The sequence below is a fragment of the Streptomyces sp. NPDC090032 genome, assembly GCF_044748025.1.
Lineage (GTDB): Bacteria > Actinomycetota > Actinomycetes > Streptomycetales > Streptomycetaceae > Streptomyces.
Genome location: NZ_JBIVFF010000005.1, coordinates 155,435 through 179,220 on the forward strand (window position 1 = coordinate 155,435; position 23,786 = coordinate 179,220).

Annotated in this window: 18 protein-coding genes and 1 pseudogene; 10 read left to right on the forward strand and 9 right to left on the reverse strand. The window is 70.0% G+C overall.

Annotation, left to right across the window (positions count from 1 at the left end; genetic code table 11):
• Nucleotides 1–21 precede the first annotated feature (21 nt).
• Nucleotides 22–1,479: a hypothetical protein gene (locus ACIPWY_RS13480; RefSeq protein ID WP_393699447.1), complete on the forward strand. Its 1,458-nt coding sequence runs from the start codon at nt 22–24 to the stop codon at nt 1,477–1,479.
• Between the two features lie 100 nt (nt 1,480–1,579).
• Here the strand turns inward: ACIPWY_RS13480 and ACIPWY_RS13485 are convergent, their stop codons facing one another.
• The 6 genes from ACIPWY_RS13485 to ACIPWY_RS13510 form a co-directional block, all read right to left on the reverse strand.
• Nucleotides 1,580–2,707: a substrate-binding domain-containing protein gene (locus ACIPWY_RS13485; protein WP_362901268.1), complete on the reverse strand. Its 1,128-nt coding sequence runs from the start codon at nt 2,705–2,707 to the stop codon at nt 1,580–1,582.
• Between the two features lie 378 nt (nt 2,708–3,085).
• Nucleotides 3,086–3,550 (reverse strand): heat shock protein transcriptional repressor HspR, encoded by a 465-nt coding sequence (locus ACIPWY_RS13490; RefSeq protein ID WP_383888231.1) that lies wholly within the window; start codon nt 3,548–3,550, stop codon nt 3,086–3,088.
• Between the two features lie 4 nt (nt 3,551–3,554).
• On the reverse strand, nt 3,555–4,748 hold the full coding sequence (gene dnaJ, locus ACIPWY_RS13495) for a molecular chaperone DnaJ (RefSeq protein ID WP_362901272.1): 1,194 nt from the start codon (nt 4,746–4,748) through the stop codon (nt 3,555–3,557).
• Between the two features lie 27 nt (nt 4,749–4,775).
• Complete coding sequence (gene grpE, locus ACIPWY_RS13500) at nt 4,776–5,480, reverse strand: nucleotide exchange factor GrpE (protein WP_401533189.1); 705 nt, start codon at nt 5,478–5,480, stop codon at nt 4,776–4,778.
• Nucleotides 5,477–7,330 (reverse strand): molecular chaperone DnaK, encoded by a 1,854-nt coding sequence (gene dnaK, locus ACIPWY_RS13505; RefSeq protein WP_362901275.1) that lies wholly within the window; start codon nt 7,328–7,330, stop codon nt 5,477–5,479. Before dnaK ends, grpE begins: the two co-directional genes overlap by 4 nt.
• 160 nt (nt 7,331–7,490) lie before the next feature.
• Nucleotides 7,491–8,522 carry an MraY family glycosyltransferase gene (locus ACIPWY_RS13510; protein WP_362901277.1) on the reverse strand — a complete coding sequence of 344 codons (1,032 nt, stop codon included), beginning with the start codon at nt 8,520–8,522 and terminating at the stop codon, nt 7,491–7,493.
• Between the two features lie 285 nt (nt 8,523–8,807).
• Here ACIPWY_RS13510 and ACIPWY_RS13515 point away from each other — a divergent pair, with 285 nt between their 5' ends.
• The 6 genes from ACIPWY_RS13515 to ACIPWY_RS13540 all read left to right on the forward strand — a co-directional run bounded on the left by ACIPWY_RS13515 (nt 8,808) and on the right by ACIPWY_RS13540 (nt 18,812).
• A complete protein-coding gene (locus ACIPWY_RS13515; protein WP_401533192.1) occupies nt 8,808–11,090 on the forward strand; it encodes a (Fe-S)-binding protein in 2,283 nt (760 codons plus the stop codon).
• Nucleotides 11,091–11,362: 272 nt separating this feature from the next.
• Nucleotides 11,363–12,652 (forward strand): FG-GAP repeat domain-containing protein, encoded by a 1,290-nt coding sequence (locus ACIPWY_RS13520; protein ID WP_401533194.1) that lies wholly within the window; start codon nt 11,363–11,365, stop codon nt 12,650–12,652.
• A gap of 141 nt (nt 12,653–12,793) precedes the next feature.
• On the forward strand, nt 12,794–14,167 hold the full coding sequence (locus tag ACIPWY_RS13525; protein WP_401533479.1) for an FG-GAP repeat protein: 1,374 nt from the start codon (nt 12,794–12,796) through the stop codon (nt 14,165–14,167).
• A gap of 190 nt (nt 14,168–14,357) precedes the next feature.
• Complete coding sequence (locus tag ACIPWY_RS13530) at nt 14,358–15,830, forward strand: FG-GAP and VCBS repeat-containing protein (protein ID WP_362901283.1); 1,473 nt, start codon at nt 14,358–14,360, stop codon at nt 15,828–15,830.
• An 83-nt stretch (nt 15,831–15,913) separates the two neighbouring features.
• Nucleotides 15,914–17,332, forward strand: coding sequence for an FG-GAP-like repeat-containing protein (locus tag ACIPWY_RS13535; RefSeq protein ID WP_401533197.1), 1,419 nt, complete (start codon nt 15,914–15,916; stop codon nt 17,330–17,332).
• Nucleotides 17,333–17,381: 49 nt separating this feature from the next.
• A complete protein-coding gene (locus tag ACIPWY_RS13540; RefSeq protein ID WP_362901287.1) occupies nt 17,382–18,812 on the forward strand; it encodes an FG-GAP-like repeat-containing protein in 1,431 nt (476 codons plus the stop codon).
• 12 nt (nt 18,813–18,824) lie between these two features.
• Here the strand turns inward: ACIPWY_RS13540 and ACIPWY_RS13545 are convergent, their stop codons facing one another.
• Both ACIPWY_RS13545 and ACIPWY_RS13550 read right to left on the reverse strand, forming a co-directional pair.
• Nucleotides 18,825–19,013 carry a DUF397 domain-containing protein gene (locus ACIPWY_RS13545; RefSeq protein WP_362901289.1) on the reverse strand — a complete coding sequence of 63 codons (189 nt, stop codon included), beginning with the start codon at nt 19,011–19,013 and terminating at the stop codon, nt 18,825–18,827.
• An 11-nt stretch (nt 19,014–19,024) separates the two neighbouring features.
• The gene (locus tag ACIPWY_RS13550; RefSeq protein WP_362901291.1) at nt 19,025–19,876 is read right to left on the reverse strand and encodes a helix-turn-helix transcriptional regulator; all 852 of its coding nucleotides are present in this window, start codon (nt 19,874–19,876) and stop codon (nt 19,025–19,027) included.
• A 165-nt stretch (nt 19,877–20,041) separates the two neighbouring features.
• Between ACIPWY_RS13550 and ACIPWY_RS13555 the strand changes: the two genes are divergently transcribed.
• The 3 genes from ACIPWY_RS13555 (at nt 20,042) to ACIPWY_RS13565 (ending at nt 23,229) form a co-directional block, all read left to right on the forward strand.
• The gene (locus ACIPWY_RS13555; RefSeq protein WP_401533200.1) at nt 20,042–20,449 is read left to right on the forward strand and encodes an ATP-binding protein; all 408 of its coding nucleotides are present in this window, start codon (nt 20,042–20,044) and stop codon (nt 20,447–20,449) included.
• Nucleotides 20,450–20,490: 41 nt separating this feature from the next.
• A complete protein-coding gene (locus ACIPWY_RS13560) occupies nt 20,491–21,486 on the forward strand; it encodes a Yip1 family protein (protein WP_362901294.1) in 996 nt (331 codons plus the stop codon).
• A gap of 126 nt (nt 21,487–21,612) precedes the next feature.
• Nucleotides 21,613–23,229 carry an MFS transporter gene (locus ACIPWY_RS13565; RefSeq protein WP_362901296.1) on the forward strand — a complete coding sequence of 539 codons (1,617 nt, stop codon included), beginning with the start codon at nt 21,613–21,615 and terminating at the stop codon, nt 23,227–23,229.
• Between the two features lie 172 nt (nt 23,230–23,401).
• Here ACIPWY_RS13565 and ACIPWY_RS13570 read toward each other — a convergent pair.
• Nucleotides 23,402–23,786: pseudogene (locus ACIPWY_RS13570) on the reverse strand (hypothetical protein); the annotation flags it as partial.

Here is a 23,786-nt window from a genome sequence, read left to right on the forward strand (position 1 = left end):
CCCCAGGGAGAAGACCGACACATGCACGCAGTTCAGGCCCACCAGGCCTCCGGTCGCAGACGCGCCCACGCGCGCCGGCACATACCGCTCGCCCTGGTCACCGGCGCCGTCCTCGCCCTCGGATCCGTAGCGCCCGCGAGCGCCGGCGAACCGGAGACGGACGCGCTCTGGATCGCTGCGCCGTACGACCTCGTGCTGCCCGCCGCCGCGGCCGACGGCAGCGCGACGGCGAACACGATCGACGTCAGGATCGGGCACGACAACACGCACAACTCCGTGACCGGCGGCCGGCTCACCGTCGACGCGTCCGAGCTGGCCGGCGTCGCGGACGTGACCTGGCCCGCCACCTGCACCCCGGCCGCCGACCAGGCCACCGCCACCTGCGACTTCGGCTCCCTGGACAGCGGCGGCGCGTACGTCAGCGTCGCCGAGATCGGTCTGCGGGCCGCCGCGGGCGCGCCCGCCGACGCCACCGGCACCCTGCACTTCACCGCCGACGCGGACAGCTCGTTCGGCCCGCTCACCGGCTACCCCGCGGACACCGCGATCAGCCTCGGCGACGGCCCCGACCTCGGCCTCAGCCAGCTCCCGTACCGCACCGGCGTGCTGCCCGGCACCGACCTCGCGCAGCCGATCCGGCTGACCAACCACGGCAACCGCACCGCCGACCGCACCCTCCTCACCCTCTTCGCCTCGCACGGCCTGGATCTCTCGCAGCGCTTCGGCAACTGCACCTACCTGGACGACGACGAGACGGCCAACCAGTCCGGCACCACCGCCGTCTGCGTGCTCGACCAGCCCGTCGAGCCGGGTCAGGAGTACGACCTGTCGGCGGCCGGCGCGATCCGTGCGACGGGCGCGGCACTGTACGAGCGCTTCGACTACTCGGTCGACCCGTACTCGGACGAGGCGTACCAACAGGCCGTGGCCGGGCGCCCGTTCGTCCAGGGAACCGGGGCCGACCTCGTCCCCGCCGCCGTTCCCGCGGCCCGCACCCTGAGCGCCGCGGCCGAGCCCGACCTGAACACCGGCGACAACTACCGCTCCACTCAGATCACCGCCGACAACAAGGCCGACCTCATCGCCGTCGCGGACGACATCACGTCCGTCGCGCCCGGTGACACGGTCCACGCCCGCGTCGGTGTGAAGAACCGCGGCCCGGCGTGGGTGGCCTCGCTCGGCGCGGGCGAACCCGTCGCCACGATCGACGTCCGCCTCCCGGAGGGTACGACCGTCACCGGCAAGCCCGCCGGCTGCGACGGGACGGGCGTCAACACCTACACGTGCCGGACCCCGATCCTGCTCTGGGAGAAGGCCGACTCGACGTTCGACTTCACCCTGCGCGTCGACCGTGTCGTGGACGGCGGCGCGAAGGGTTCGGTCGCCACGCGGAACGACAACCCGGACCTGCGCATCTCGGCGTTCGACCCGCAACTGGCCAACAACACGGCCGAGTTCACGATCTCCGGCACCGGCTGAGCCGGAGCCCACGCCCTCACCCCGGCCGTCGGTGTCCACCGACGGCCGGGCCTTTCCGAGCGCCTTCCGGGCGCTTTCCGGGCGCTTTCCGGGACAGGACCTACCTCAGCCCGATCCGCGCGCAGTCCGCCGCGTACTTCGCCGCGCAGATGTCCCCGACCTTGTAGATCCCGTCCTTGACCACCGTCGACTTGATGCTGGTCCGCGTCAGCGGGACGACCTGGACCAGGAGTGACGGCACGGCGGGGGTGGTCGGGCTGTCGACCCGGTCCTTCGCGAGCGCGTTGAACTCGATGTCACGCTGCTGCGCGATGAGCACGGCCATCTGCGCGGCGGTGGACGCCTCTTCGGGGTACGGCTTGTAGACCGTCATGTACTGCTCACCCGTCACGATGCGCTGCACGGCGGCGAGTTCGGCGTCCTGGCCGGTGACCGGCGGGAGGTCGGTGACGCCCGCGGCCTTGAGGGCGGTGATGACCCCGCCCGCCATGCCGTCGTTCGCGGAGTAGACACCGGCGATGTTCTGCGCGCCGATGGACTGGATGGCGGCCGCCATGTTCGCCCGCGCGTTCTCCGGCTTCCAGTCCTTGGTGTCGTACGACTTCGAGATCGTCACCTGGTCCTTGAGCTCGGCCAGGGCGCCGTCCTTGTAGAGCGCGGCGTTCGGGTCGGTGACCGAGCCGTTCATCATGACGATCCGGCTGTTCTTGGACGCCTTGGTGCCGAGCGCCTTGAGGAGCGCCATGCCCTGCACATGGCCGACCTGGTCGCTGTCGAACGACACATAGCCGTCGACGGGGCCCTCGGCCAGGCGGTCGTAGGCGATGACGGGGATGCCCGCGTCCTTGGCCCTCTTGACCGATCCCTTGATGGACTTGGAGTTGACCGCGTCCAGGATCAGTACGTCGACCCGCTCGGCGATCATCTGGTCGACCTGTCTCTCCTGGCGTTTCGCGTCCTGTTGCGCGTTGGCGTACAGGACCCGGCCCTTGCCGCTGGTCAGGTCCTCGACTTCCTTCTTGATGTGCGGATAGTCGAACTTCTCGTAGCGCGCGGTCTCCTTCTCCGGCAGGAGGACGCCGATCTTCAGGTCCTGGTTCTGCCGGGCGGACGCCTTGTCCGCGGAGTCGTTCTCCGGCTCGATCCAGCTGCTCGAGCACCCGGTGAGGGCCACAGCCATGGCGGACGCCAGGCCGACGAGGACGGCGCGCTTCGTACGCGGATTCACTTTCCCTACCTCCCTGAAGTGACCGCGTCTTTGCGGCCGAGGTGGCTGGAAGCCAACTCCGGCGCAATCGCAGCGTCAAGAGGTGAATCCGTAACGACTCGTGATCGGGGCCGTGCGTTCCGGAGATGAACCCGCGCGTACCTCGGGTAACCCCAGTAGCCGCATGAGGCTTGGCCTCCGCTTCACTCCCGCACGGGCCCGCCCGGTGAGCAAACTCACTGTTCGAACACATGACCTCCGCGCGGTCTTCACCAGCCCGACGCGGCCTGTGCGCGCACGTGAGGGCCCCGTGCGCACGTGAAAGGGGCCGGGAGGTTCTCACCTCCCGGCCCCTTTCACACCGACTTCAGGCCCGCTCGCCCGGGTTGCCCGCCCGGGTTATTCGGACGACCGCTTGGGTCGCCACACCACCAGCGCGCTCGCCTGCTGGACCTCCTGGTACGGGACCAGGTCCCGGCGGTAGGAGGCGTGGACGGCCGCCTCGCGCTGCTGCATCGCCGCCGCGGCGCCCTCGACCGCCGTCGAGAGTTCCGCGACCCGCTGCTGGAGCGCCGCGACCTGGTTCTCCAGTTCGATGATGCGCTTGATGCCGGCGAGGTTGATGCCCTCGTCCTGCGACAACTGCTGCACCTGGCGGAGCAGTTCGATGTCGCGGGCCGAGTAGCGCCGGCCGCGGCCCGCCGTGCGGTCCGGGGAGACCAGGCCGAGACGGTCGTACTGGCGCAGGGTCTGCGGATGCAGCCCGCTGAGCTGGGCGGCCACCGAGATGACATAGACCGGGGTCTCGTCCGTCAGCTCGTAGGCCCTGCCAACAAAGGAACTCTGTCGTCGACGGCCGTCCATACGCTCATGCTCCCTTCGCGGCCTGGAACAGTTCTGCCCGCGGATCGGTCTCCGCAGTCGCCTTCCGGTACGCCTCCAGGGCGTCCTTCGCGGTGTCGGTCAGATCCGTGGGGACCGAGACTTCCACCGTGACGAGCAGATCGCCACGGGTGCCGTCCTTGCGGACGGCGCCCTTGCCACGGGCCCGCATCGTCCGCCCGTTCGGCGTGCCCGGGGGCAGCTTGAGCGTGACCGGGGGCCCGCCGAGCGTGGGGACCTTGACCTCGCCGCCGAGCGCGGCCTCCGGGTAGCTGACCGGGACCGTGACCGTGAGGTTGTCGCCCTTGCGGCCGAAGACCGGGTGGGCGTCCACGTGCACGACCACGTACAGGTCGCCCGCGGGGCCGCCCCGCTCGCCCGGTGCGCCCTTGCCGCGCAGGCGGATGCGCTGGTTGTCCGAGACGCCTGCCGGGATGCGGACCTGCATCGTCCGGGAGGACTTCGCACGGCCCGAGCCCTTGCAGACCTCGCAGGGCGTCTCCGCGATCAGGCCGCGGCCCTTGCAGTCCACGCACGGGTCGGTGAGCGAGAAACCGCCACCGCCGCCGCGCGAGACCTGGCCCGTGCCGACGCAGGTCGGGCACACGCGCGGTGTGCCGTTCTTGTCGCCGGTGCCGGAACAGGCCTTGCAGGGCGCCTGCGACGACATGCGCAGCGGCACCGTCGCCCCGTCGACCGCCTCGGTGAAGCTGAGGGTGACCTCGGACTCGATGTCCTGGCCGCGGCGCGGCTGCGTGCGCGTGCCGGTGCCCGCGCCGCCCCGGTTGAACAGGCCGCCGAAGACGTCCCCGAGTCCGCCGCCGAACCCGCCGGCTCCTCCCGCCGTTCCACCGCCCTGGGCGCCGCCTCCGAAGAGGTCGCCCAGGTCGAAGTTGAAGTTGCCGCCGCCCGGCCCGCCCGGCCCCGGACGGAATCCGCCGTTGCCGAACAGGGCGCGCGCCTCGTCGTACTCCTTGCGCTTCTTGGGATCGCCGAGGATGTCGTTCGCCTCGGAGATCTCCTTGAAGCGCTCCTCCGCCTTGAGGTTGCCCTTGTTGGCGTCGGGGTGGTTCTCACGGGCGAGCTTGCGGTACGCCTTCTTGATCTCGGCGTCGGTGGCGTCCTTGGGGACGCCGAGGACCTTGTAGTAGTCCTTCTCGATGAAGTCCTTCGTGCTCATCCTCGACGTCCCTCCTCTCGACTGACGTCAGCCCTCGTCCGGGCCACCGCTCTCCTTGTCGTCGCCTGCGGCCGACTCCCCGCCCTTGGCGGACTCGCCCTTGGCCGGCTGTGCCCCCGGCTGCGGCTCGGCCACGGCCACCCGCGCGGGGCGGATGGTGCGCTCGCCGATCCGGTAGCCCGGCTGCAGGATCGACACACAGGTCGTCTCGGTGACGTCCGGTGCGTACGAGTGCATCAGGGCCTCGTGGATCGTCGGGTCGAAGGGCTCGCCCTCCTTGCCGAACTGCTGGAGCCCCATCTTGGCGGCGACCGTCTCGAGCGACTCGGCGACCGACTTGAAGCCGCCGACCAGCTCACCGTGCTCACGGGCACGGCCGATGTCGTCGAGTACGGGGAGCATCTCGGTCAGGAGGCCCGCGACCGCGATCTCCTTGACCGTGACCCGGTCCCGCTCCACCCGGCGACGGTAGTTCTGGTACTCGGCCTGGAGCCGCTGGAGGTCCGCGGTGCGCTCGCCGAGCGCCATGCGTACCTGGTCCAGCTGGGCCGTCAGGCCTACGTTCTGAACCGCCGAAGCGGCTCCTGCTGCAGCTGCTGCGTCCCCGGCCGGGGCCGCCCCCTCGCCCTTGTCGGGCGAGGGAGCGGCCTTCGGCTCGGCGTCGTCGGGGGTGGCGCCGGAGGGGACGTCAGGCTCGTCGCTCTCGCTGAAGCCCGGGGTCTCCTCCGTCACGCGGCACCGTCCTTACGGTCCTCGTCGACGATCTCGGCGTCGACGACGTCATCGTCAGCGGCCTTGTGCTCGTCGCCCGGGGCTCCGGCCTCGGGACCGCCGGCGGCCTGCGCGCCCTGGGCGTCGGCGTACATGGCCTGGCCCAGCTTCTGCGAGACGGCGGCGACCTTCTCGGTGGCGGTGCGGATCTCGGCCGTGTCCTCGCCCTTGAGCTTCTCCTTCAGCTCGGTGAGCGACTCCTCGACCTCGGTCTTGACCTCGCCGGGGACCTTGTCCTCGTTGTCCTTGAGGAACTTCTCCGTCTGGTAGACGAGCTGCTCGCCCTGGTTGCGGGTCTCGGCGGCCTCGCGGCGACGGTGGTCCTCGTCCGCGTACTGCTCGGCCTCCTGGCGCATCCGGTCGACCTCGTCCTTCGGCAGCGAGGAGCCGCCGGTGACGGTCATCTTCTGCTCCTTGCCCGTGCCCAGGTCCTTCGCGGTCACGTGCATGATGCCGTTGGCGTCGATGTCGAAGGCGACCTCGATCTGCGGGACACCACGCGGGGCCGGCGGCAGACCGGTGAGCTCGAACATCCCGAGCTTCTTGTTGTACGCCGCGATCTCGCGCTCGCCCTGGTAGACCTGGATCTGGACGGACGGCTGGTTGTCCTCGGCCGTCGTGAAGATCTCGGAACGCTTGGTCGGGATCGTGGTGTTGCGCTCGATGAGCTTCGTCATGATCCCTCCCTTGGTCTCGATACCGAGGGACAGCGGGGTCACGTCGAGGAGCAGGACGTCCTTGACCTCACCCTTGAGGACACCGGCCTGCAGGGCGGCGCCGATGGCGACGACCTCGTCCGGGTTCACGCCCTTGTTGGCGTCCTGGCCGCCGGTCAGCTCCTTGACGAGCTCCGCGACGGCGGGCATACGGGTCGAGCCACCGACGAGAACGACGTGGTCGATCTCGGAGAGCTGGATGCCCGCGTCCTTGATGACGTTGTGGAACGGCGTCTTGCAGCGCTCCAGAAGGTCGGACGTGAGCTGCTGGAACTGGGCGCGCGTGAGCTTCTCGTCCAGGTGCAGCGGGCCCTCGGCGGACGCCGTGATGTAGGGCAGGTTGATCGTGGTCTCGGTCGAGGACGAGAGCTCGATCTTCGCCTTCTCGGCGGCCTCGCGCAGGCGCTGGAGCGCCATCTTGTCCTTGGAGAGGTCCACGCCGTGGCCGTTGTTGAACTGCTTGACCAGGTAGTCGACGACGCGCTGGTCCCAGTCGTCACCACCGAGGTGGTTGTCGCCGTTCGTGGCCTTCACCTCGACGACGCCGTCGCCGATCTCCAGGAGCGACACGTCGAAGGTGCCGCCACCGAGGTCGAAGACGAGAATGGTCTGGTCGTCCTTGTCGAGACCGTAGGCCAGGGCGGCGGCCGTCGGCTCGTTGACAATGCGCAGGACGTTCAGACCGGCGATCTCGCCGGCCTCCTTCGTCGCCTGGCGCTCGGAGTCGTTGAAGTACGCCGGGACGGTGATGACCGCGTCCGCGACCTTCTCGCCCAGGTACGCCTCGGCGTCGCGCTTCAGCTTCTGCAGGATGAAGGCGCTCATCTGCTGCGGGTTGAAGCTCTTGCCGTCGATCTCGATCTTCCAGTCAGTGCCCATGTGGCGCTTGACCGAACGGATCGTCCTGTCGACGTTGGTGACAGCCTGGCGCTTCGCGACCTCTCCGACGAGCACCTCACCGTTCTTGGCGAAGGCGACGACGGACGGCGTGGTCCTGGCGCCCTCGGCGTTGGTGATGACGGTGGGCTCGCCGCCTTCGAGAACGCTGACGACGGAGTTAGTCGTGCCCAGGTCGATGCCGACCGCACGTGCCATTTCAATTCCTCCAGCATGACTACTTGAGTGGATCTGGCTCAAGGATGCATGACGACCGGCATTCGGTCAACAGAGCTGAGTCCTGTCGACTCAACTTTTATGTCGCACTTATCTTCAGACAGGGGATTCTCGCAGGTCAGCCACTACGTCTGGACGTTCGTCACGAACCCGCGACGTCCACCACAGCAGTCTGTACGGGTCGGTGACCACGCCGCCGCACCCCGTAGACGGGCACCCGCAGCAGCCCGGAGACCGCCGCGGCCGCCCCGCAGACCGGCCACAGCGCGCCCAGCGGGTCCAGCGTCCCGTCGTGCAGCAGGAGCGCGGTGACCGCACCGGCGAGGGACGCGACGCCGAGCACCACGGCGACGCCCTGCGGGGTGAGGCCGAGCCGGCGCAGCCGGTGCGCGATGTGGTCCGCGCCGCCCTGGAGGAGAGGCCGCCCCGCGCGCCACCGCGACACCGCCACCAGGGCCGCGTCGGCCGTCACCACGACGGTCATGGCGAACAGCGACCCCATGCCGGGCAATGCCTCGTGCCCCGCGTTCACCAGGAGCGCGGCGGACGCCAGGACGAAGCCCGTGAACAGGGAACCGCAGCTTCCGAGGCGCATCCGCGCGGGGTGCCAGTTGTGCATGAGGAACCCGGCGAGCGCCGCGCCGAGCACCCCGAGGGCGGCGGCGAGCGGGCCGAGCCCCTCGGCGGCGGCACAGGCGCTCAGGCCGAGCGCGCTCACGACGGCGACGGTGCCGAGCACCCCGTCCGAGGTGTCGAAGAGCCGGCAGGCGTTGGTGACGAAGACGATCCACAACACGGCCAACGCACCGACGAAGAAGTCGAGTCCGGCGGTGTGCACGACGAAGGTCGCCGCCCCCGCCTCGATGACGACGCGGGCCCGCGCCCCCACCGGCCGTACGTCGTCGAGGAACCCCAGCGCGGCGACGGCCCCTGCCGCGATCAGCAGCGTGAGCGCGCCGGAGTCGAGCGGGACGAGTCCGGTCGCGGCTCCTACGGTGGTGACCGCGGCGGTCACCGTGGCGACGGCGACGCCGCCCAGGCGCGGCGCCCGTCGTCCCGCCCGGCCGGCCGGCCGGGCGGTGAATCCGGTGCGCAGGGCGACGAGACGCAGCAGGGCGGTGAGGGCGGAGGCCGCCAGGAGGGCGGTCGCGGCAGCGGCGATCCCGTAGGACACGGCGGACGTCCCGTCAGCTCGGTTTGCGGTATCGGGGTGAGACCGGAGGGGCACGCCCGGCCGGAGACCTTCATAAGCTAGTCGCTTATGTCGCAATATGGGGTGAATAACACGATCCGCTTTCGCTGTCGACCGCTGACCCCTGAGGGTGGCCTTCGCGACGCAGATCACCGCCCGGCTGGCTACAGTGCGGCCACACAAGTGGGTAGTCTCAGCATGGACTGAAATAAGTTACCGCTTAGTAATCGCTGAATATCCACCCTCGCAGGCCCGAGGAGCCCCCGAATGCAACTCGCCGCGATCATCGTGTCGCTGGTCCTGATCGTGGTCGGCGTCGCACTGTTCGTCCGAGCCATCGCGCAGATCTACCGCTTCATGCGGCTCGGCCAGAACGTCCCCGCCGGCACCCGCACCGACGAACCCGTACAGCGCACCGTGACGGTGGCAAAGGAGTTCCTCGGCCACACCCGGATGAACCGCTGGGGCATCGTCGGCGTGGCGCACTGGTTCGTGGCGGTGGGCTTCTTCTCGCTGCTGCTGACGATCGTGAACGCCATCGGCCAGCTCTTCCAGGCCGACTGGCTGCTCCCGATCATCGGTGAATGGGCCCCGTACAACGTCTTCGTCGAGTTCCTCGGCACGATGACGGCCCTCGGGATCCTGACCCTGATCGTCATCCGGCAGCTGAACCGGCCGGACCGGCCGGGCCGCAAGTCCCGCTTCGCCGGGTCCAACACCGGCCAGGCGTACTTCGTCGAGGCCGTCATCCTCATCGTCGGCATCTGCATCTTCACGCTGCACGCCCTGGAGGGCGCCCAGCACCATGTGGACGCCTACGAGGCCTCGTTCTTCGTCTCGTACCCGGTCGTCTCCTGGTTCCGCGGCATGGACGTCTCCACGCTGCAGAACCTCACGTACCTCTTCGCCGGGCTGAAGATCGCGACCTCCTTCATCTGGATGATCACGGTCGCCCTGAAGACCGACATGGGTGTCGCCTGGCACCGCTTCCTCGCGTTCCCGAACATCTGGTTCAAGCGCGAGGCGGACGGCGGTACGGCCCTCGGCGCGCTCCAGCCGATGACCAGCGGCGGCAAGGAGATCGACTTCGAGGACCCGGGCGAGGACGACGTCTTCGGCGTCAGCCAGGTCGAGCAGTTCTCGTGGAAGGGTCTGCTGGACTTCTCCACCTGCACCGAGTGCGGCCGCTGCCAGTCGCAGTGCCCCGCGTGGAACACCGGCAAGCCGCTCTCGCCGAAGCTCCTGATCATGTCGCTGCGCGACCACGCGCACGCCAAGGCCCCCTACCTGCTCGCCGGTGGCGGCAAGTCGATGGAGGGCGAGGAGAAGGCGACCGAGGAGCAGCTCAAGGACGTTCCCGCCGCGGCCCTGGCCGAGGCCGAGCGCCCGCTGATCGGCACCCTCGAAGAGAACGGCGTCATCGACCCGGACGTCCTGTGGTCCTGCACCACCTGCGGCGCCTGCGTCGAGCAGTGCCCGGTCGACATCGAGCACATCGACCACATCGTCGACATGCGCCGCTACCAGGTGATGATCGAGTCCGCGTTCCCGTCCGAGGCGGGCACGATGCTCAAGAACCTGGAGAAGAAGGGCAACCCCTGGGGCCTGGCCAAGAAGCAGCGCCTGGAGTGGCTCAAGGAGCTCGACTTCGAGGTCCCGGTCGTCGGCAAGGACATCGAGGACCTCACCGAGGTCGAGTACCTCTACTGGGTCGGCTGCGCCGGCTCGCTGGAGGACCGGGCGAAGAAGACCACCAAGGCCTTCGCGGAGCTGCTGCACATGGCGGGCGTCAAGTTCGCGATCATGGGCGGCGACGAGAAGTGCACCGGTGACTCCGCCCGCCGCCTGGGCAACGAGCCGCTGTTCCAGCAGCTCGGCCAGGAGAACGTCATGGCGCTGAACATGGCGTTCGGCGAGGAGCTCGACGACGACGGCAGGGTCGTCGCCGAGTCGGCGAAGCCCAAGTCCGCGAAGAAGATCGTCGCGACCTGCCCGCACTGCCTCAACACCATCGGCAACGAGTACCCGCAGCTCGGCGGCGATTACGAAGTAATCCACCACACCCAGCTGCTCCAGCACCTCATCGACGACGGCAAGCTCATCCCGGTCACGCCGGTCGAGGGTCTGATCACGTACCACGACCCGTGCTACCTGGGCCGTCACAACAAGGTCTACACGCCCCCGCGTCAGATCATGGACGCCGTCCCGGGCCTGCGTCAGCAGGAGATGCACCGCCACAAGGAGCGCGGCTTCTGCTGCGGCGCCGGCGGCGCGCGGATGTGGATGGAGGAGCGGATCGGCAAGCGCATCAACAACGAGCGCGTCGACGAGGCACTGTCGCTGAACCCCGACATCGTCTCCACCGCCTGCCCGTTCTGCCTCGTCATGCTGACCGACTCGGTCAACGGCAAGAAGAACGAGGGCCAGGCCAAGGAATCCGTCACCGTCGTGGACGTGGCCCAGCTGCTCCTCGACTCTGTCAAGACGCCGGTCGACCCGGCGGGCGACGAGGAGACCGAGGACGCGCCGGAGCCGGAGCCGGTGAAGTAGCGGTCCGGTAGTCGGGGCCGCCTGTTCCCTACGCGGATCCGAGTACGTGGAGGGGCCGATCGGGGAGACCCGGTCGGCCCCTTCGGCGTTCCCGGAGAGGCGTTCACGGTCTGCGTTCCCGGAGGAGTTTTCGTGGCATTCCGGACGGGCGGTTTCGGGACAGGGACCGCGCACCGTGACCGAACCGGCAGGCCCCGCCCCTACCCCCTCCCTCACCCCGGCGGCATCATGAACGGGTCAAGTGGCACATGAGGCGGGCGGGGTCAGAGGCGATGGTGGGCAAACGGGGCGGCCGCAGCGCCGCGATACGCGCAGCCGCGGCGGGGTGCACGCTGCTCATGGCCGTCGCCGTCACCGGCTGCGGCGGCGACGACAAGCCCGCCGCCAAGCACCGCCCCGTGGCCATGACCGGCAGGTCCGGCGCCGCGCTCCCCGTCCCGCACGGCCGCGGCAGCAAGGTGCCGGACGACTTCAACGGGGACGGCGCCCCCGACCTCGTACTGGACGACCTCGTGCACGACGGGCTCGGGGACGACGCCGGGATCGGGGTCGTGTACGGGAGGAAGGGGCACGGACTCGTGCCCGGGGCGCGGCAGTTGCTGCGTCCCGCGAAGTACGCGGCGCCGACCGGGGGCGAGACGCCCGCCGCGTTCGACTCCGAGGCGAGCTGCGACCTCGACAAGGACGGCTTCACCGATCTGGTCGTGTCGACCGATCCGCCGTTCGACGGGCAGGGGCAGCCGCCGGTGCCGCTGCAGATCCTGTTCGGCGGACCGGGCGGGCTCACCCACCAGGGCGTGAAGCTCGTCGTCCCCGCGCAGGCGCGGTTCGGCAACGACTGGCCGGACCAGCCGGTGTGCGGCGACTTCGACGGGGACGGCTCGGTCGACCTCACCGTCCACGCGAGCGGCGGACGGCTGAGCTTCCTGCGCGGTCCTTTCACGCGCAAGGGCGCCCCGCGCGCCGCCGGCAAGCCGCTGACCGCGCCCGGCAACGTACCCGTGGGCCCCGCCTTCGACATCGACAGCGACGGGTACGACGACCTGCTCGTGCGCCGCACCTCCGCCGGCTCGTCACCGTCCCGGATCGTCCTCGGCGGCCCGCAGGGACCGGCCCGCTCCGGCGCCGCGCTGCCGTCCGGCCTCGGCCTCGCGGTCGGCCGGTTCACCAAGGGCTCCGGCGGCGCGGACACCGCGCTGCTCACGGCCTCCGGCGTCACCCTCTCCCGGCCGGGCGCCCGCGCCCTCAAGGCGACCGGCAAGGCCATCACCGCGGGCGACTTCGACGGGGACGGCGTGGCCGAACTCGTCGTGTCCGGCGGCGCGGTGACCCTTCTGGGGACGGGTGGAGGTGCCGCGGTGACCGTGACCCCCAGCGCCACCGGCACCACCCAGGTCCTGCGGACCGCCGACTTCGACGGCGACGGCCGCGCGGACCTCGCCGTGCGCACGTATCGCGGGGAGAGCGCGGACACGGTGGCGGTCTATACGGGGGTCAAGGGCGGCAAACTGGTCGCGGCCAAGCCCCAAGTCACTTTCTCCACAGCCGAGTTCACGTCCTGAGGCGTACCGGATCGATGACGAGCCCGATGGCGGCCGGCCGCCGTTAACCGGGCGGCCACCCGGACACAACCAACCCCTCACCTCGCGAGTCACACTCCCAGAACCCCTTCCCCCTTTTCTCCGGGAGTGCTCCTCGTGCGTATGCGCAAGCTCGTCATCGCCGCAGGTGCCGCCGCCGTCGCGGCGGCCGGACTCACCCTGCCTCTCGCCGGATCCGCCTCCGCGGCCACCACGCTCAAGGACGACTTCAACGGCGACGGCTACCGCGACCTGGCCATCGGCACCCCGGACGCGAACACGGTCACCGTCACGTTCGGCTCCGCGAGCGGCGTGAGCCCGTCCCGCGCCGTGACCGTCACCCAGAACACGGCCGGAGTCCCCGGAGTCACCGAGCAGGAGGACGAGTTCGGGGAGAACGTCACCTCGGGCGACGTCAACTACGACGGCTACGCCGACCTGATCGTCGGCGCGCCCGGCGAGCGGGTCACGGGCAACACCACCGGCTCCGTCACCGTCCTCTGGGGCGGTCCCAAGCCCTTCACCCAGGGCGCCAAGGTCTTCAACTCCCCCACCACCGGCACCGAACGCTTCGGCGAGGCCGCCTCCTTCGTCGACATCGACGGCGACGGCGCCGCCAACCTCGCCGTGATCAGCTCCGACGGCTGGTGGTTCTACGCCGAGAACGCGGACCCGACCCGCGCCATCGCGCCCGAGGTCGACTTCCTGCCCGAGGGCGTCCGCCTGGAGGGCATGGAGGCGGCCACGTTCCTGTCCAAGGACGGCTACACGTACGTCCTCTACGGCGAGCGCGCCGACGGCAAGCCCTACACCGTGTACATGAAGGGCGGCGTCGGCGACATCGGCTACTACTCCGGTGTCCTCGCCGAGGGCGACGACGCGCGCGCGACCCGGGACGCGGCCGCCGCCGGTGACGTGAACGGCGACGGCTACACCGACCTCGTCACCGGCAACGCCGCCACGGGCTCGGTCACCGTCCGCTACGGCGCGCAGGGCTCCTTCGGGGCCACGAAGACGTACACGCAGGACTCCGCGGGCGTGCCCGGCGCCGCCGAGCCGGAGGACCGCTTCGGCGCCGCCGTGACCGCCGGAGACCTCGACCACGACGGGTACGCGGACGTGGCGGTGGGCGCGCCCGGCGAGAGCGTCGGCACGGTCACGGGAACGGGCAGCGTCACCGTCCTCAAGGGCGGTACCGGCGGCCTCGGCTCGGGCCGCGCCTACCACCAGGACACGGCCGGGGTGGCCGGCGTCCCGGAGACCGGCGACCACTTCGGCTCGTCCGTCCGCTTCAAGGACATCAACAAGAACAGCCGGGCCGACCTCGCGATCGGCGCGAACAGCGAGGACATCGGGCCCTGGCCCGACGCGGGCGCGGTGTGGGTCCTGCGCGGCGCCGTCCCGTACGTCACCACGTCGTACGCGACGTCATTCCACGGCTCGGAGTTCGGCAGCCTGACGGACGCCTCCGTCGCCTTCGGCACGACCCTGCGCTGAAGCACCGACAAGTAACTGTCGGCACCAAAGAAATAACTTCACCCCATACAACCCTCAGGCCCCACAAGAAGTCTCCTGTTCGCCAACCGCAGGGCAACGCCTGGGACAACTCCCGGCAAACGCCCGCGGAACGCACCCCATTGACTGCGGATGCCCGCCAGGCATCCCCGCATGCAGCAGGAGAACCCGCATGCACAAGCACATACGCATCGCCCTCGCCTCGGCCGCCGCGGCCGCGCTGACGGGCGGGCTGCTCTCCCTCTCCACGGGCGCGGCCCTCGCCGCCGACTCCGTCCACCACCACGAGGCCGACTTCAACGGCGACCACATCGGGGACGTCGCGTTCTCCGCCGGTTCGTCGACCGTCGGCGGCAAGAAGGGCGCCGGCCAGATCGTCGCCCTGTACGGCTCCGCGAACGGCATCAACGCCGCCGCCCGCAAGACCGTCAGCCAGAACACGACCGGCGTCCCCGGCACCGCCGAGACGAACGACGGCTTCGGCTGGGTCAGCGCGTACGGCGACTTCAACTCCGACGGCTACGACGACCTGGCCGTCTCCGCGGCCTGGGAGGACGTCGACGGCGACACCGACGGCGGCACCGTCATGATCATGTGGGGCTCCGCGTCGGGCCTCACCGGCGGCACGACGATCGCGGACCCGGCCGTCTCCTCCCACGACCGGTGGGGCAAGACGCTCGCCGCGGGCGACTTCGACGGCGACGGCAAGGACGACCTCGCCGTCGGTTCCTCGGCCGCCACGGTCTACGTCTACAAGGGCGGCATCGCCAAGTCGGGTACAGCGGGGGGCCGTTACACGCTCAAGCCCCCGATCCAGTCCGGCGGCAGCACCGGCCCGCTCACCCTCACCGCGGGTGACGTGAACGGCGACGGCGCCACCGACCTCGTCGTCGACGGCTACGAGACGAACACCAGCGCCGGCTGGAACACCAACTTCTACATCCCCGGCAGCGCTTCCGGCCTCGTCGGTTCGTCCGCGCAGACGCTGAAGCCCGGCATCATCACCGACATCGGCGACGTGAACGGCGACGGCTTCGGTGACATCGTGACCGGCCAGCAGTGGGACGCGCCCACGGACGGCAGCGCGGACCAGACCAACTCGACCGACGGCGGCAAGGTCAACATCACGTACGGCTCGGCGAGCGGCCCCGCCGCCACCGCCGCCATCAGCCAGGACACCGGTAACGTGCCCGGCGGCTCCGAGCGCGGCGACGAGTTCGGCGGCGAGCTGTCCCTCGGCGACATCAACGGCGACCACTACCAGGACCTGGTGGTCGGCGCCGCCGGCGAGAACCTGGGCGGCGTCACGGACACCGGTTCCGTGACGGTCCTGTACGGCTCGGCGAACGGCATCAACACGCAGTCCGGCGGCCAGTTCTTCGCCCAGTCCACGGCCGGCGTCCCCGGCTCGGACGAGACGAAGGACTTCTTCGGCAACGAGGTCAAGCTCACCGACGTCACCGGCGACGGCAAGGCGGACCTGACGATCGGCGTGTACGGCGAGAACAGCGGCAACGGCGCGCTGACGTACCTCCCGTCCAACGGCACCACGATCACCACGACGGGCTCGCGCTCCCTCTCGGCGACCTCGACCGGCGTCTCCACGGACGCGTACCCGCAGCTGGGCGGAAACGCGGCGAACTGACGCCTCCAGCCAGCCAGTCGGGCCCGCACCGCTTCGGTGCGGGCCCGTTCCCGACCGCGCACCCTCTCGGAGCGACCCACCCCATGCGCAAGCGCACCCTCCTCCTGACCACGGCCCTCACGACGTGCCTGCTCGCCCTGCCTCTGACCGCCACGTCCGCGTCCGCCGCACCGTCCGGCCTCGCGGGCGACTTCAACGGGGACGGGTACCGGGACCTCGCCATCGGTGACCGCGGCGCCACGGTCGGCGGCGCGAAGAAGGCCGGCGCCGTCGTCGTGCTCCTCGGAGCCGCGAACGGCCTCGCCCCCGCCCATCGCGTGATCGTCTCGCAGAACAGCAGCGGGATCCCCGGTGCCGCGGAAGCGGGCGACGCGTTCGGGACGGACATCGTCACGCAGGACATGAACAAGGACGGTTACGCCGACCTCGTGGTCACCGCGCCCGGTGAGAACGACGGCGAGTACACCGGCACGGTCACCGTCCTGTGGGGCTCCGCGTCCGGGCTGACCGCCGGCAGCGCGTACAAGAACCCCAAGTACAAGGACAAGGGGTTCGCCGAGGACATCGCCGTCGGTGACCTCGACGCGGACGGCCGGCAGGACCTCGTCGCCGTCGACGACGACAACATCTGGTACCTGCGCGGCCCGTTCACCAAGTCCGGAACCCGCGGCCGCGCCACGAACTTCGACCCCACGGACGGCGAGAACATCTCCCCCGACCGGGTCGTCGCGGGCAAGGTCACCAAGGACGGCACGGCCGACTTCGCGGTCCTGGGCGATGACTGGGACACCGACAGCAACCGCGTCTGGTTCTACAAGGGCGGCAGCGGCGGCCCCACGAAGACCAAGAAGGTGAGCCTGCCCGCGTCCGCGTCCCTCATGGAGGCCAGTGTCACCATCGCCGACTACGACAAGAACGGGTACGGAGACCTCACGCTCGGCAGCCCGCGCGCGAGTACGGGCGGCGCCGTCTACATCCTCCCCGGCACCTCCACCGGCCCCAGTTCTTCGGCCAGGACGATCACGCAGTCCACATCCGGCGTGCCCGGTGCCCGCGAGTTCGGTGACTCGTTCGGAAGCGACGTGTCGGCCGCCGACACCAACGGGGACGGCTATCCGGACCTGGCCGTGGGCGTCAGCGGCGAGATGGTCGGCGACGGCCCGTTCTACGCGGGCGGCCTCACGCTGCTGCGCGGCGGCTCATCCGGGCTGACCGGCAAGAACGCCCGCTGGTACGACTACGGGACGCCCGGCATCGAGGGCGAGACCACCGACGAGGGCGGGCTCGGCGACTCCGTCCAGCTCACCGACGTCACCCACGACGGCCGCCCCGAACTGGTCGCGTCGGCCCCGGAAGCCGGATTCCCCGACGGAACGGCGGGCCGCGTCTTCGTACTTCCCGGCACCTCCTCCGGCCCGACCGGAACGGGATCGCTGTCCCTCACCCCGGCCACGCTCGGGGACACGTCGATCAAGTACCTCTGGGGCGCGCTGACCGACTGACCCGCGACCGCAACAGAGGCCCACCCCCGAAAGGACCCCACCCGTGCGCATGCGCACCGCAACGGCCCTCGCCGCGATCGTCGCGGCGGGCCTCACGCCCCTGACTCTGCCGTCCGCCCCCGCCTCCGCCGCGCCCTCCGGACTTCAGGCGGACTTCAATGGGGACGGTTATCCCGATCTGGCGACCGCCGCCTACAACACCACCGTGAGCGGCGCGAAGAACGCAGGTGCCGTGGTCGTCAACTACGGCTCTTCTGCCGGAATTTCGGCATCGCGTCGCACCGTGGTCACGCAGAACGCGACCGGGGTACCCGGCACAGCCGAATCCGGCGACTTCTTCGGCGCCGGATTCGCCTCCGGAGACCTCAACAACGACGGGTACACCGATCTCGTCGTGGGCGCCCCGGGCGAAGACGTCGGGGACGACACCAACGGCGGCACAGCCGTAGTGATCTGGGGGAGCGCCGGCGGCCTCTCCACCGGACTGACCCTCGGCGACCCGAACACGTCCGGTCACGACTCGTTCGGGCAATCACTCACGGTCGGCGACTTCAGCGGCGACGGAAAGAACGACCTGGCCGTCGGCAGTTCGGGCAAGGATGTCTGGATCCACAAGGGTGGATTCACCAAGTCGGCGGGAGCGTCGTCCCGGTACAAGCTCACGACGGCCGCCCAGAGCGGCACGTCCCACGGCGCCGAGTCCCTGGACTCGGGCGACGTGAACGGCGACGGCCACGACGACCTGATCGTCAACGGCACGTACTTCCCCGATTCCTCCCACAAGTACGCCGCCACGATGGTGTACGTGGGCTCGTCCTCCGGGCTGACCTTCCAGAACGCGCTGGAGAGCGACAAGAAGGCAGCGGTGGGCGACATCAACGGCGACGGGTACGACGACCTGGTCACCGGCGCCTACTGGGGCGGCAGCGGGGACAGCATCGGCGGCTCCATCTCCACCCACCTCGGCAGCGCCGAGGGAATCCGCGCCGCTGCGGCGCAGACCATCGACCAGGACACCCCCGGAGTGCCGGGCGAGGACGAGACGAGCGACTACTTCGGCTATGCGCTGTCGCTGGGAGACATCGACGGCGACGGCCTTGCCGACGCGGCCGTCTCCGCCTTCTACGAGAGCATCGGCAGCGCCGACCTGACCGGCTCCGTCACCGTGCTCCGTGCCACTCCCACCGGATTGACGGCCGAAGGTTCGAAGTCCTTCCATCAGGACACCGCCGGGGTACCGGGCGCGAACGAGGACAACGACCATTTCGGTTCGGCTGTACAGCTGTCCGATCTCAACGGTGACGGTCACGCGGACCTGTCCATCGGCGCGCAGGACGAGAACGCCGGCGCTGGAGCCCTCTGGAGCCTGCGCGGATCGGCCTCCGGCATCACCACCAGCAACGCCCTCAGCTTCGGCGCCTCGGCAGCGGGCCTCTCCGCCTCCGGGACGCCCTGCCTCGGCAGCGAAATGCTGGGCTGACCGCTCCCAGCCTCAGACTGCGCCGGTCAGCACCCCACGTATCAGCCCAGCCAGCGCCTCCGGCCGGACTCTGAGTACGTCGTCCGGGGCGTCGCTCTCCCTGAGGAGGGCGGCGCCCTCGTGCGTGGCGAGTTCGAGGCAGTCAGGCCCGTCCTGACCGCCGGAGTACGAGGACTTCTGCCACACGATCTCCTGGGCCATGAGGGGACCTCTCACATGTCGTGCGCAAGGCGGTGGATGAGTTCCCTCGACTCTACGACCCCCAGCGCGGCCCTCTCCACCTTGTTGAGGAGCCCTCGATAGCGGCTCAGCTGTGCCTCCGCGTCCACGAGAGCACCGCCGTGCGGGGTGTCCATCAGGACCGTGTCGAGCTGGGGCACCGGGCCGCCCGCGTACAGCATCGGGTAGCACAACCCGGCGAATCCATCGGCGTCGAACGGCACGACGTGTACTGCTACTTGGGGCAGCTCCGACCGGTCCAGGAGGTGCAGCAGCTGTTCCCGGGCGACCTTGCTGTCGGCCGCCCGGATACGCAGAGCAGCCTCGTGTATCACCACGTCGTACCGGGGTGGCCGCTCCCCTGTGAGCAACTCCTGGCGTCGCAGCCGGAAGTGAACCCGTAGATCGAGTTCCTCCTCCGGCAACTTCGGTACCGCCGCCGCGAACAGCGCTCGCACCTGCGTCTCCGTCTGCAGGAGGCCCGGGATGCTGACGCTCTGGAACGTCCTCAAGTGCGTCGTGTGGTGCTCCAGTTCGGCCAGTTCCAGATAGCCCGAGGGCACAAGGCCGCGGTACTCCTCCCACCAGCCGCGCCCGCTCTCCGCCGCCATGGCCGCGAGCGCGTCGACGAGTGCGGTGTCGTCGCACGCGTACTGACCCGCCAAGTAGCGGACGCGCTCCGCGCTCACACCGGCCCGCGCCGACTCGACGGCAGAAATCCGGGTCTCGGCGAACCCCATGGCCCTGGCCGCTTCCCGGCCGGTCAGACCCGCACGCTCGCGGAGCTTTCGAAGCTCGACCCCGAGCCGCTCCTGACGTGCCGTGATGATGCTTCGCGCCGGCATGTACCCCTGCTTTCCCGCGAGTTGGGACACGCGAGTATCTCAGTCCCGCTTGACGGGGTTCAACTGAACCCCCTACCGTCGGTGACGCACCGCACACTCTTCGAAATCGCGGAAGGCACCGCCCCGGCCAGGCGGCAATGCCACCGCCCCCACCGGGAGCCCCACATGCGGAACAGTCAGGACACCGGCCCCTCCACCTGGGAATACACCCTCTACGTCCCCCACGACCCCCGAGCGGTATCCGTCGCCCGGCACACCCTCACCCGCATCCTCACCAGCCACCACCTGCCCGCCCTCCTCGACGACGCGCAGTTACTCGCCTCGGAGCTGCTGGGCAACGCCATCCGGCACACCGAAGGCCCCGCCGCTCTGAAGCTCCGGCACAACGGCCGTGCGCTGCGGCTCGGCGCCTGGGACACCGACCCCACCCCGCCCGCGGGACCCGCCGCCCCGGGTGGCTACGGACTGCACCTCGTCGACGCGTGCGCCGACGACTGGGGCTGGTTCCGGGTCAACACCGGCGCGGGCACCGCGGGCAAATACGTCTGGTGCGAACTCGGCTCACCCACCTGACACGCCGGCCCCCGGGAACACCCTGAAAGGCCCCTTAGGGGATGTCACAGCTCGGCCGCAAAGCCGGGCCCGATCCACTGGGCCCGGCACCTCACCTTCCGGGACCAGGTACGTTCGATGACGTGGCTGGATTCAGGATCGGACGCGGCCGGGACAACCGCGCCTCGCAATCGCGACCGTACGGACAGGGTGCCCCCCAGGGGCAGGCCCCGTACGGCTACCCTCCCGTGCCCCCGAACGGGCAACCGCAGCAGCACCAGTACGGCGGGCAGCAACCGCAGCAGCCGTACGGTCAGCAGCAGTGGCCCCAGTCCGGAGGCCACGGTGAGCCGGAATACTTCGGCGACCCGAACGGCCCACAGGGACAGGGCGGCCAGGGCTACGACCCGTACGCGGCGAACAACCCGGGGCACACCCAGGCGTTCTCCGTGGGCGAGGACCCGTACAGCCAGGGCGACACGTACCGGGCGGGTTCCGCCCCGGCCACGCCCGTCGGGCCGCGGCTGCACTGGAAGCAGCTCCTGTCCGGCGTCGTCCTGCGCCCCGGCCAGACGTACCTCCAGATGCGGGACTACGCGATGTGGGGCCCCGCCCTCATCGTGACGTTCCTGTACGGCCTGCTCGCGATCTTCGGCTTCGACTCGGCCCGCGAGGACGTGATCAACGCCACCTTCTCGTCGGCGATCCCTTACACCCTCACCACCGCCGTCGCGATCACGATCAGCTTCTTCGTCCTGGGCGTGGTCACACACACGCTGGCCCGCCAGCTCGGCGGTGACGGAGCGTGGCAGCCCACGGTCGGCCTCGCGATGCTGATCACCGCGATCACGGACGCCCCTCGCCTGCTCTTCGCGATGTTCCTCGGCGGCGACGCCCCGTTCGTGCAGATCATCGGCTGGGCGACCTGGGCGCTCGCGGGCTTCCTGCTGACGGTCATGGTGAGCAAGTCCCACGACCTGCCGTGGCCGAAGGCGCTGGCCGCCTCCGCGATCCAGCTGATCGCACTCCTGTCGATCATCAAGCTGGGCACGTTCTAGAGACCTGCGACACCTGAGTGGGGCCCGGCACGCACAGTGCCGGGCCCCACTCACGTTCGCCGCCAACGGGTGACGACGGTGGCGGGTCGGAGCACCGGCTCCCGGGACAGCTGCCACGATGCGCCCATGGCACCTGCGGCAGGCGCTGCTGAGAGTTCGAGGACGGCGCGACTCGTCCTGCTGACACTCGCAGCAGGTCAGTTCCTGATGGCTCTCGACAGCTCGGTCATGAACGTCTCGATCGCCACCGTGGCCGAGGACGTGGGCACGACCGTGACGGGGATCCAGGGCGCCATCACGGCGTACACCCTCGTGATGGCGATGTTCATGATCCCGGGCGGCAAGGTCGGTGCGCTGATCGGCCGCAAACGCGCGTTCATGATCGGCTGCGTCATCTACGGCTGCGGCTCCCTGACCACGGCACTCGCGCCCAACCTCCCCGTACTGCTGCTCGGCTGGGCGCTCCTCGAGGGGATCGGAGCCGCTCTCATCATGCCCGCGATCGTGGCGCTCGTGGCGGGCAACTTCGTCACGGAACGCCGTCCCGCCGCCTACGGCCTCGTCGCGGCGGCAGGGGCCGTGGCGATCGCGGTAGGGCCGCTCGTCGGAGGCGTCGCGACGACGTACTTCTCCTGGCGCTGGGTGTTCGCCGGTGAGGTCGCGGTGGTGCTCGGCATCCTCGTGCTCGCCCGCCGCATCGCCGACGCGCCGGTCGGCGAACGCTCCCGCATCGACCTCCTCGGCTGTGTGCTCTCCGCCCTCGGCCTCGGGATCTTCGTCTACGGAGTCCTCCGCTCGGACGAATGGGGCTGGTTCCGGCCCAGGCCCGGCGCGCCTTCATGGCTCGGTATTTCGCTGGTCGTCTGGCTGGCGCTGGCCGGTCTGCTGCTGATCTGGCTCTTCCTCCGATGGGAGGCCCGCCTGGTGGAGCAGCGCAAGGAGCCGCTCATCGACCCGGCCCTGCTGCAGAACAAGCAGCTCACCGGCGGCCTGACGATGTTCTTCTTCCAGTACCTCGTCCAGATGGGCGTGTTCTTCGTCGTCCCGCTGTACCTGTCGGTCGCCCTGGGCCTGTCCGCGCTCAAGACCGGTGCCCGCATCCTGCCGCTCTCCCTGACGCTGCTGGCGGCCGCGATCCTGATCCCGCGCTTCCTCCCGGATGTCTCACCGCGCCGGGTGGTGCGGCTCGGGATCCTCGCGCTGCTCGCCGGCGCGGTGGCCCTGATGGCCGCGCTCGACGCGGGAGCCGGTGCGGAGATCGTCACCCTCCCCCTCCTGCTGATCGGGCTCGGCATGGGCGCACTGGCGTCCCAGCTCGGGTCGGTCACCGTGTCCGCGGTGCCGGAGGCACAGAGCGCGGAGGTCGGCGGAGTCCAGAACGCCGTCACCAACCTGGGCGCTTCGCTCGGTACAGCACTCGCCGGGTCGATCCTCATCGCCGCGCTCACAACCTCGTTCGTCACCGGCATCGAGCAGAATCCGGCGGTCCCGGCCGACGTCAGGAGCCAGACCTCCGTCGAGCTCCAGAGCGGCGCGCCCTTCCTCTCGGACGCTCAGCTCAAGACCGCGCTCGACGAAGCCGGCACGAGCACGGAGGTCTCACAGGCGGCGCTCGACGCGAACAACGAGGCACGGCTCGACGGCCTCCGCGCCGCACTCGCCGTCCTCGCCCTCGCCTCGCTGCTCGCCCTGTTCTTCACCTCACGGATCCCGACGACCCAGCCCCGCTCGGCAACGCCCTAGCTGTAGTGACCTGAAGCGTTGTCAACGCGGGTGATGGGTGGCCGGCCGCCCTCGCCCCGATGCCGGAACGAACGCCGAGTACGCCACGATACGAACCAACGAGGCCCACTGTGGTGTTGAGATGTCAGACATCTCAACACCACAGTGGGCCTCGTTGGTCACGACAGCGGCCTCACCACTCGATCAGGTCAGTAATCCATTTGGGCATGCTCGTAGTGAGCCCCTTTGTCACGTCCTCGGCGCCTTGCGTGATGCCGCTCTGGGCGTTGCGGGTGTTGCCCTGGGTGTTGCCCTGGGTGTTGCCCTGGGTCTGGGTGTTGTTGGTGCCGCCCTGCGTGCCGCCCTGGACGTTGTTGCTGCCGCCCTGCGTGCCGCCCTGGGTGTTGTCGGTGCCGGTCTGCGTGCCGCCCTGAGTGTTACCGGTGTTTCCGGTGCCGCTCTTTTTGGTGTCGCCGGTGCCGCCCTGGGTGTTGCCCTGGGTCTGGGTGTTGTTGGTGCCGCCCTGCGTGCCGCCCTGGACGTTGTTGCTGCCGCCCTGCGTGCCGCCCTGGGTGTTA

Coding starts and splice junctions, on each gene's coding strand:
- ACIPWY_RS13480 (WP_393699447.1), top strand. CDS start 22: ATGCACGCAGTTCAGGCCCACCAGGCCTCCGGTCGCAGACGCGCCCAC.
- ACIPWY_RS13490 (WP_383888231.1), bottom strand. CDS start 3,550: ATGGACGGCCGTCGACGACAGAGTTCCTTTGTTGGCAGGGCCTACGAG.
- dnaJ (WP_362901272.1), bottom strand. CDS start 4,748: ATGAGCACGAAGGACTTCATCGAGAAGGACTACTACAAGGTCCTCGGC.
- dnaK (WP_362901275.1), bottom strand. CDS start 7,330: ATGGCACGTGCGGTCGGCATCGACCTGGGCACGACTAACTCCGTCGTC.
- ACIPWY_RS13515 (WP_401533192.1), top strand. CDS start 8,808: ATGCAACTCGCCGCGATCATCGTGTCGCTGGTCCTGATCGTGGTCGGC.
- ACIPWY_RS13520 (WP_401533194.1), top strand. CDS start 11,363: ATGGTGGGCAAACGGGGCGGCCGCAGCGCCGCGATACGCGCAGCCGCG.
- ACIPWY_RS13525 (WP_401533479.1), top strand. CDS start 12,794: ATGCGCAAGCTCGTCATCGCCGCAGGTGCCGCCGCCGTCGCGGCGGCC.
- ACIPWY_RS13530 (WP_362901283.1), top strand. CDS start 14,358: ATGCACAAGCACATACGCATCGCCCTCGCCTCGGCCGCCGCGGCCGCG.
- ACIPWY_RS13535 (WP_401533197.1), top strand. CDS start 15,914: ATGCGCAAGCGCACCCTCCTCCTGACCACGGCCCTCACGACGTGCCTG.
- ACIPWY_RS13540 (WP_362901287.1), top strand. CDS start 17,382: ATGCGCACCGCAACGGCCCTCGCCGCGATCGTCGCGGCGGGCCTCACG.
- ACIPWY_RS13545 (WP_362901289.1), bottom strand. CDS start 19,013: ATGGCCCAGGAGATCGTGTGGCAGAAGTCCTCGTACTCCGGCGGTCAG.
- ACIPWY_RS13550 (WP_362901291.1), bottom strand. CDS start 19,876: ATGCCGGCGCGAAGCATCATCACGGCACGTCAGGAGCGGCTCGGGGTC.
- ACIPWY_RS13555 (WP_401533200.1), top strand. CDS start 20,042: ATGCGGAACAGTCAGGACACCGGCCCCTCCACCTGGGAATACACCCTC.
- ACIPWY_RS13560 (WP_362901294.1), top strand. CDS start 20,491: ATGTCACAGCTCGGCCGCAAAGCCGGGCCCGATCCACTGGGCCCGGCA.
- ACIPWY_RS13565 (WP_362901296.1), top strand. CDS start 21,613: ATGGCACCTGCGGCAGGCGCTGCTGAGAGTTCGAGGACGGCGCGACTC.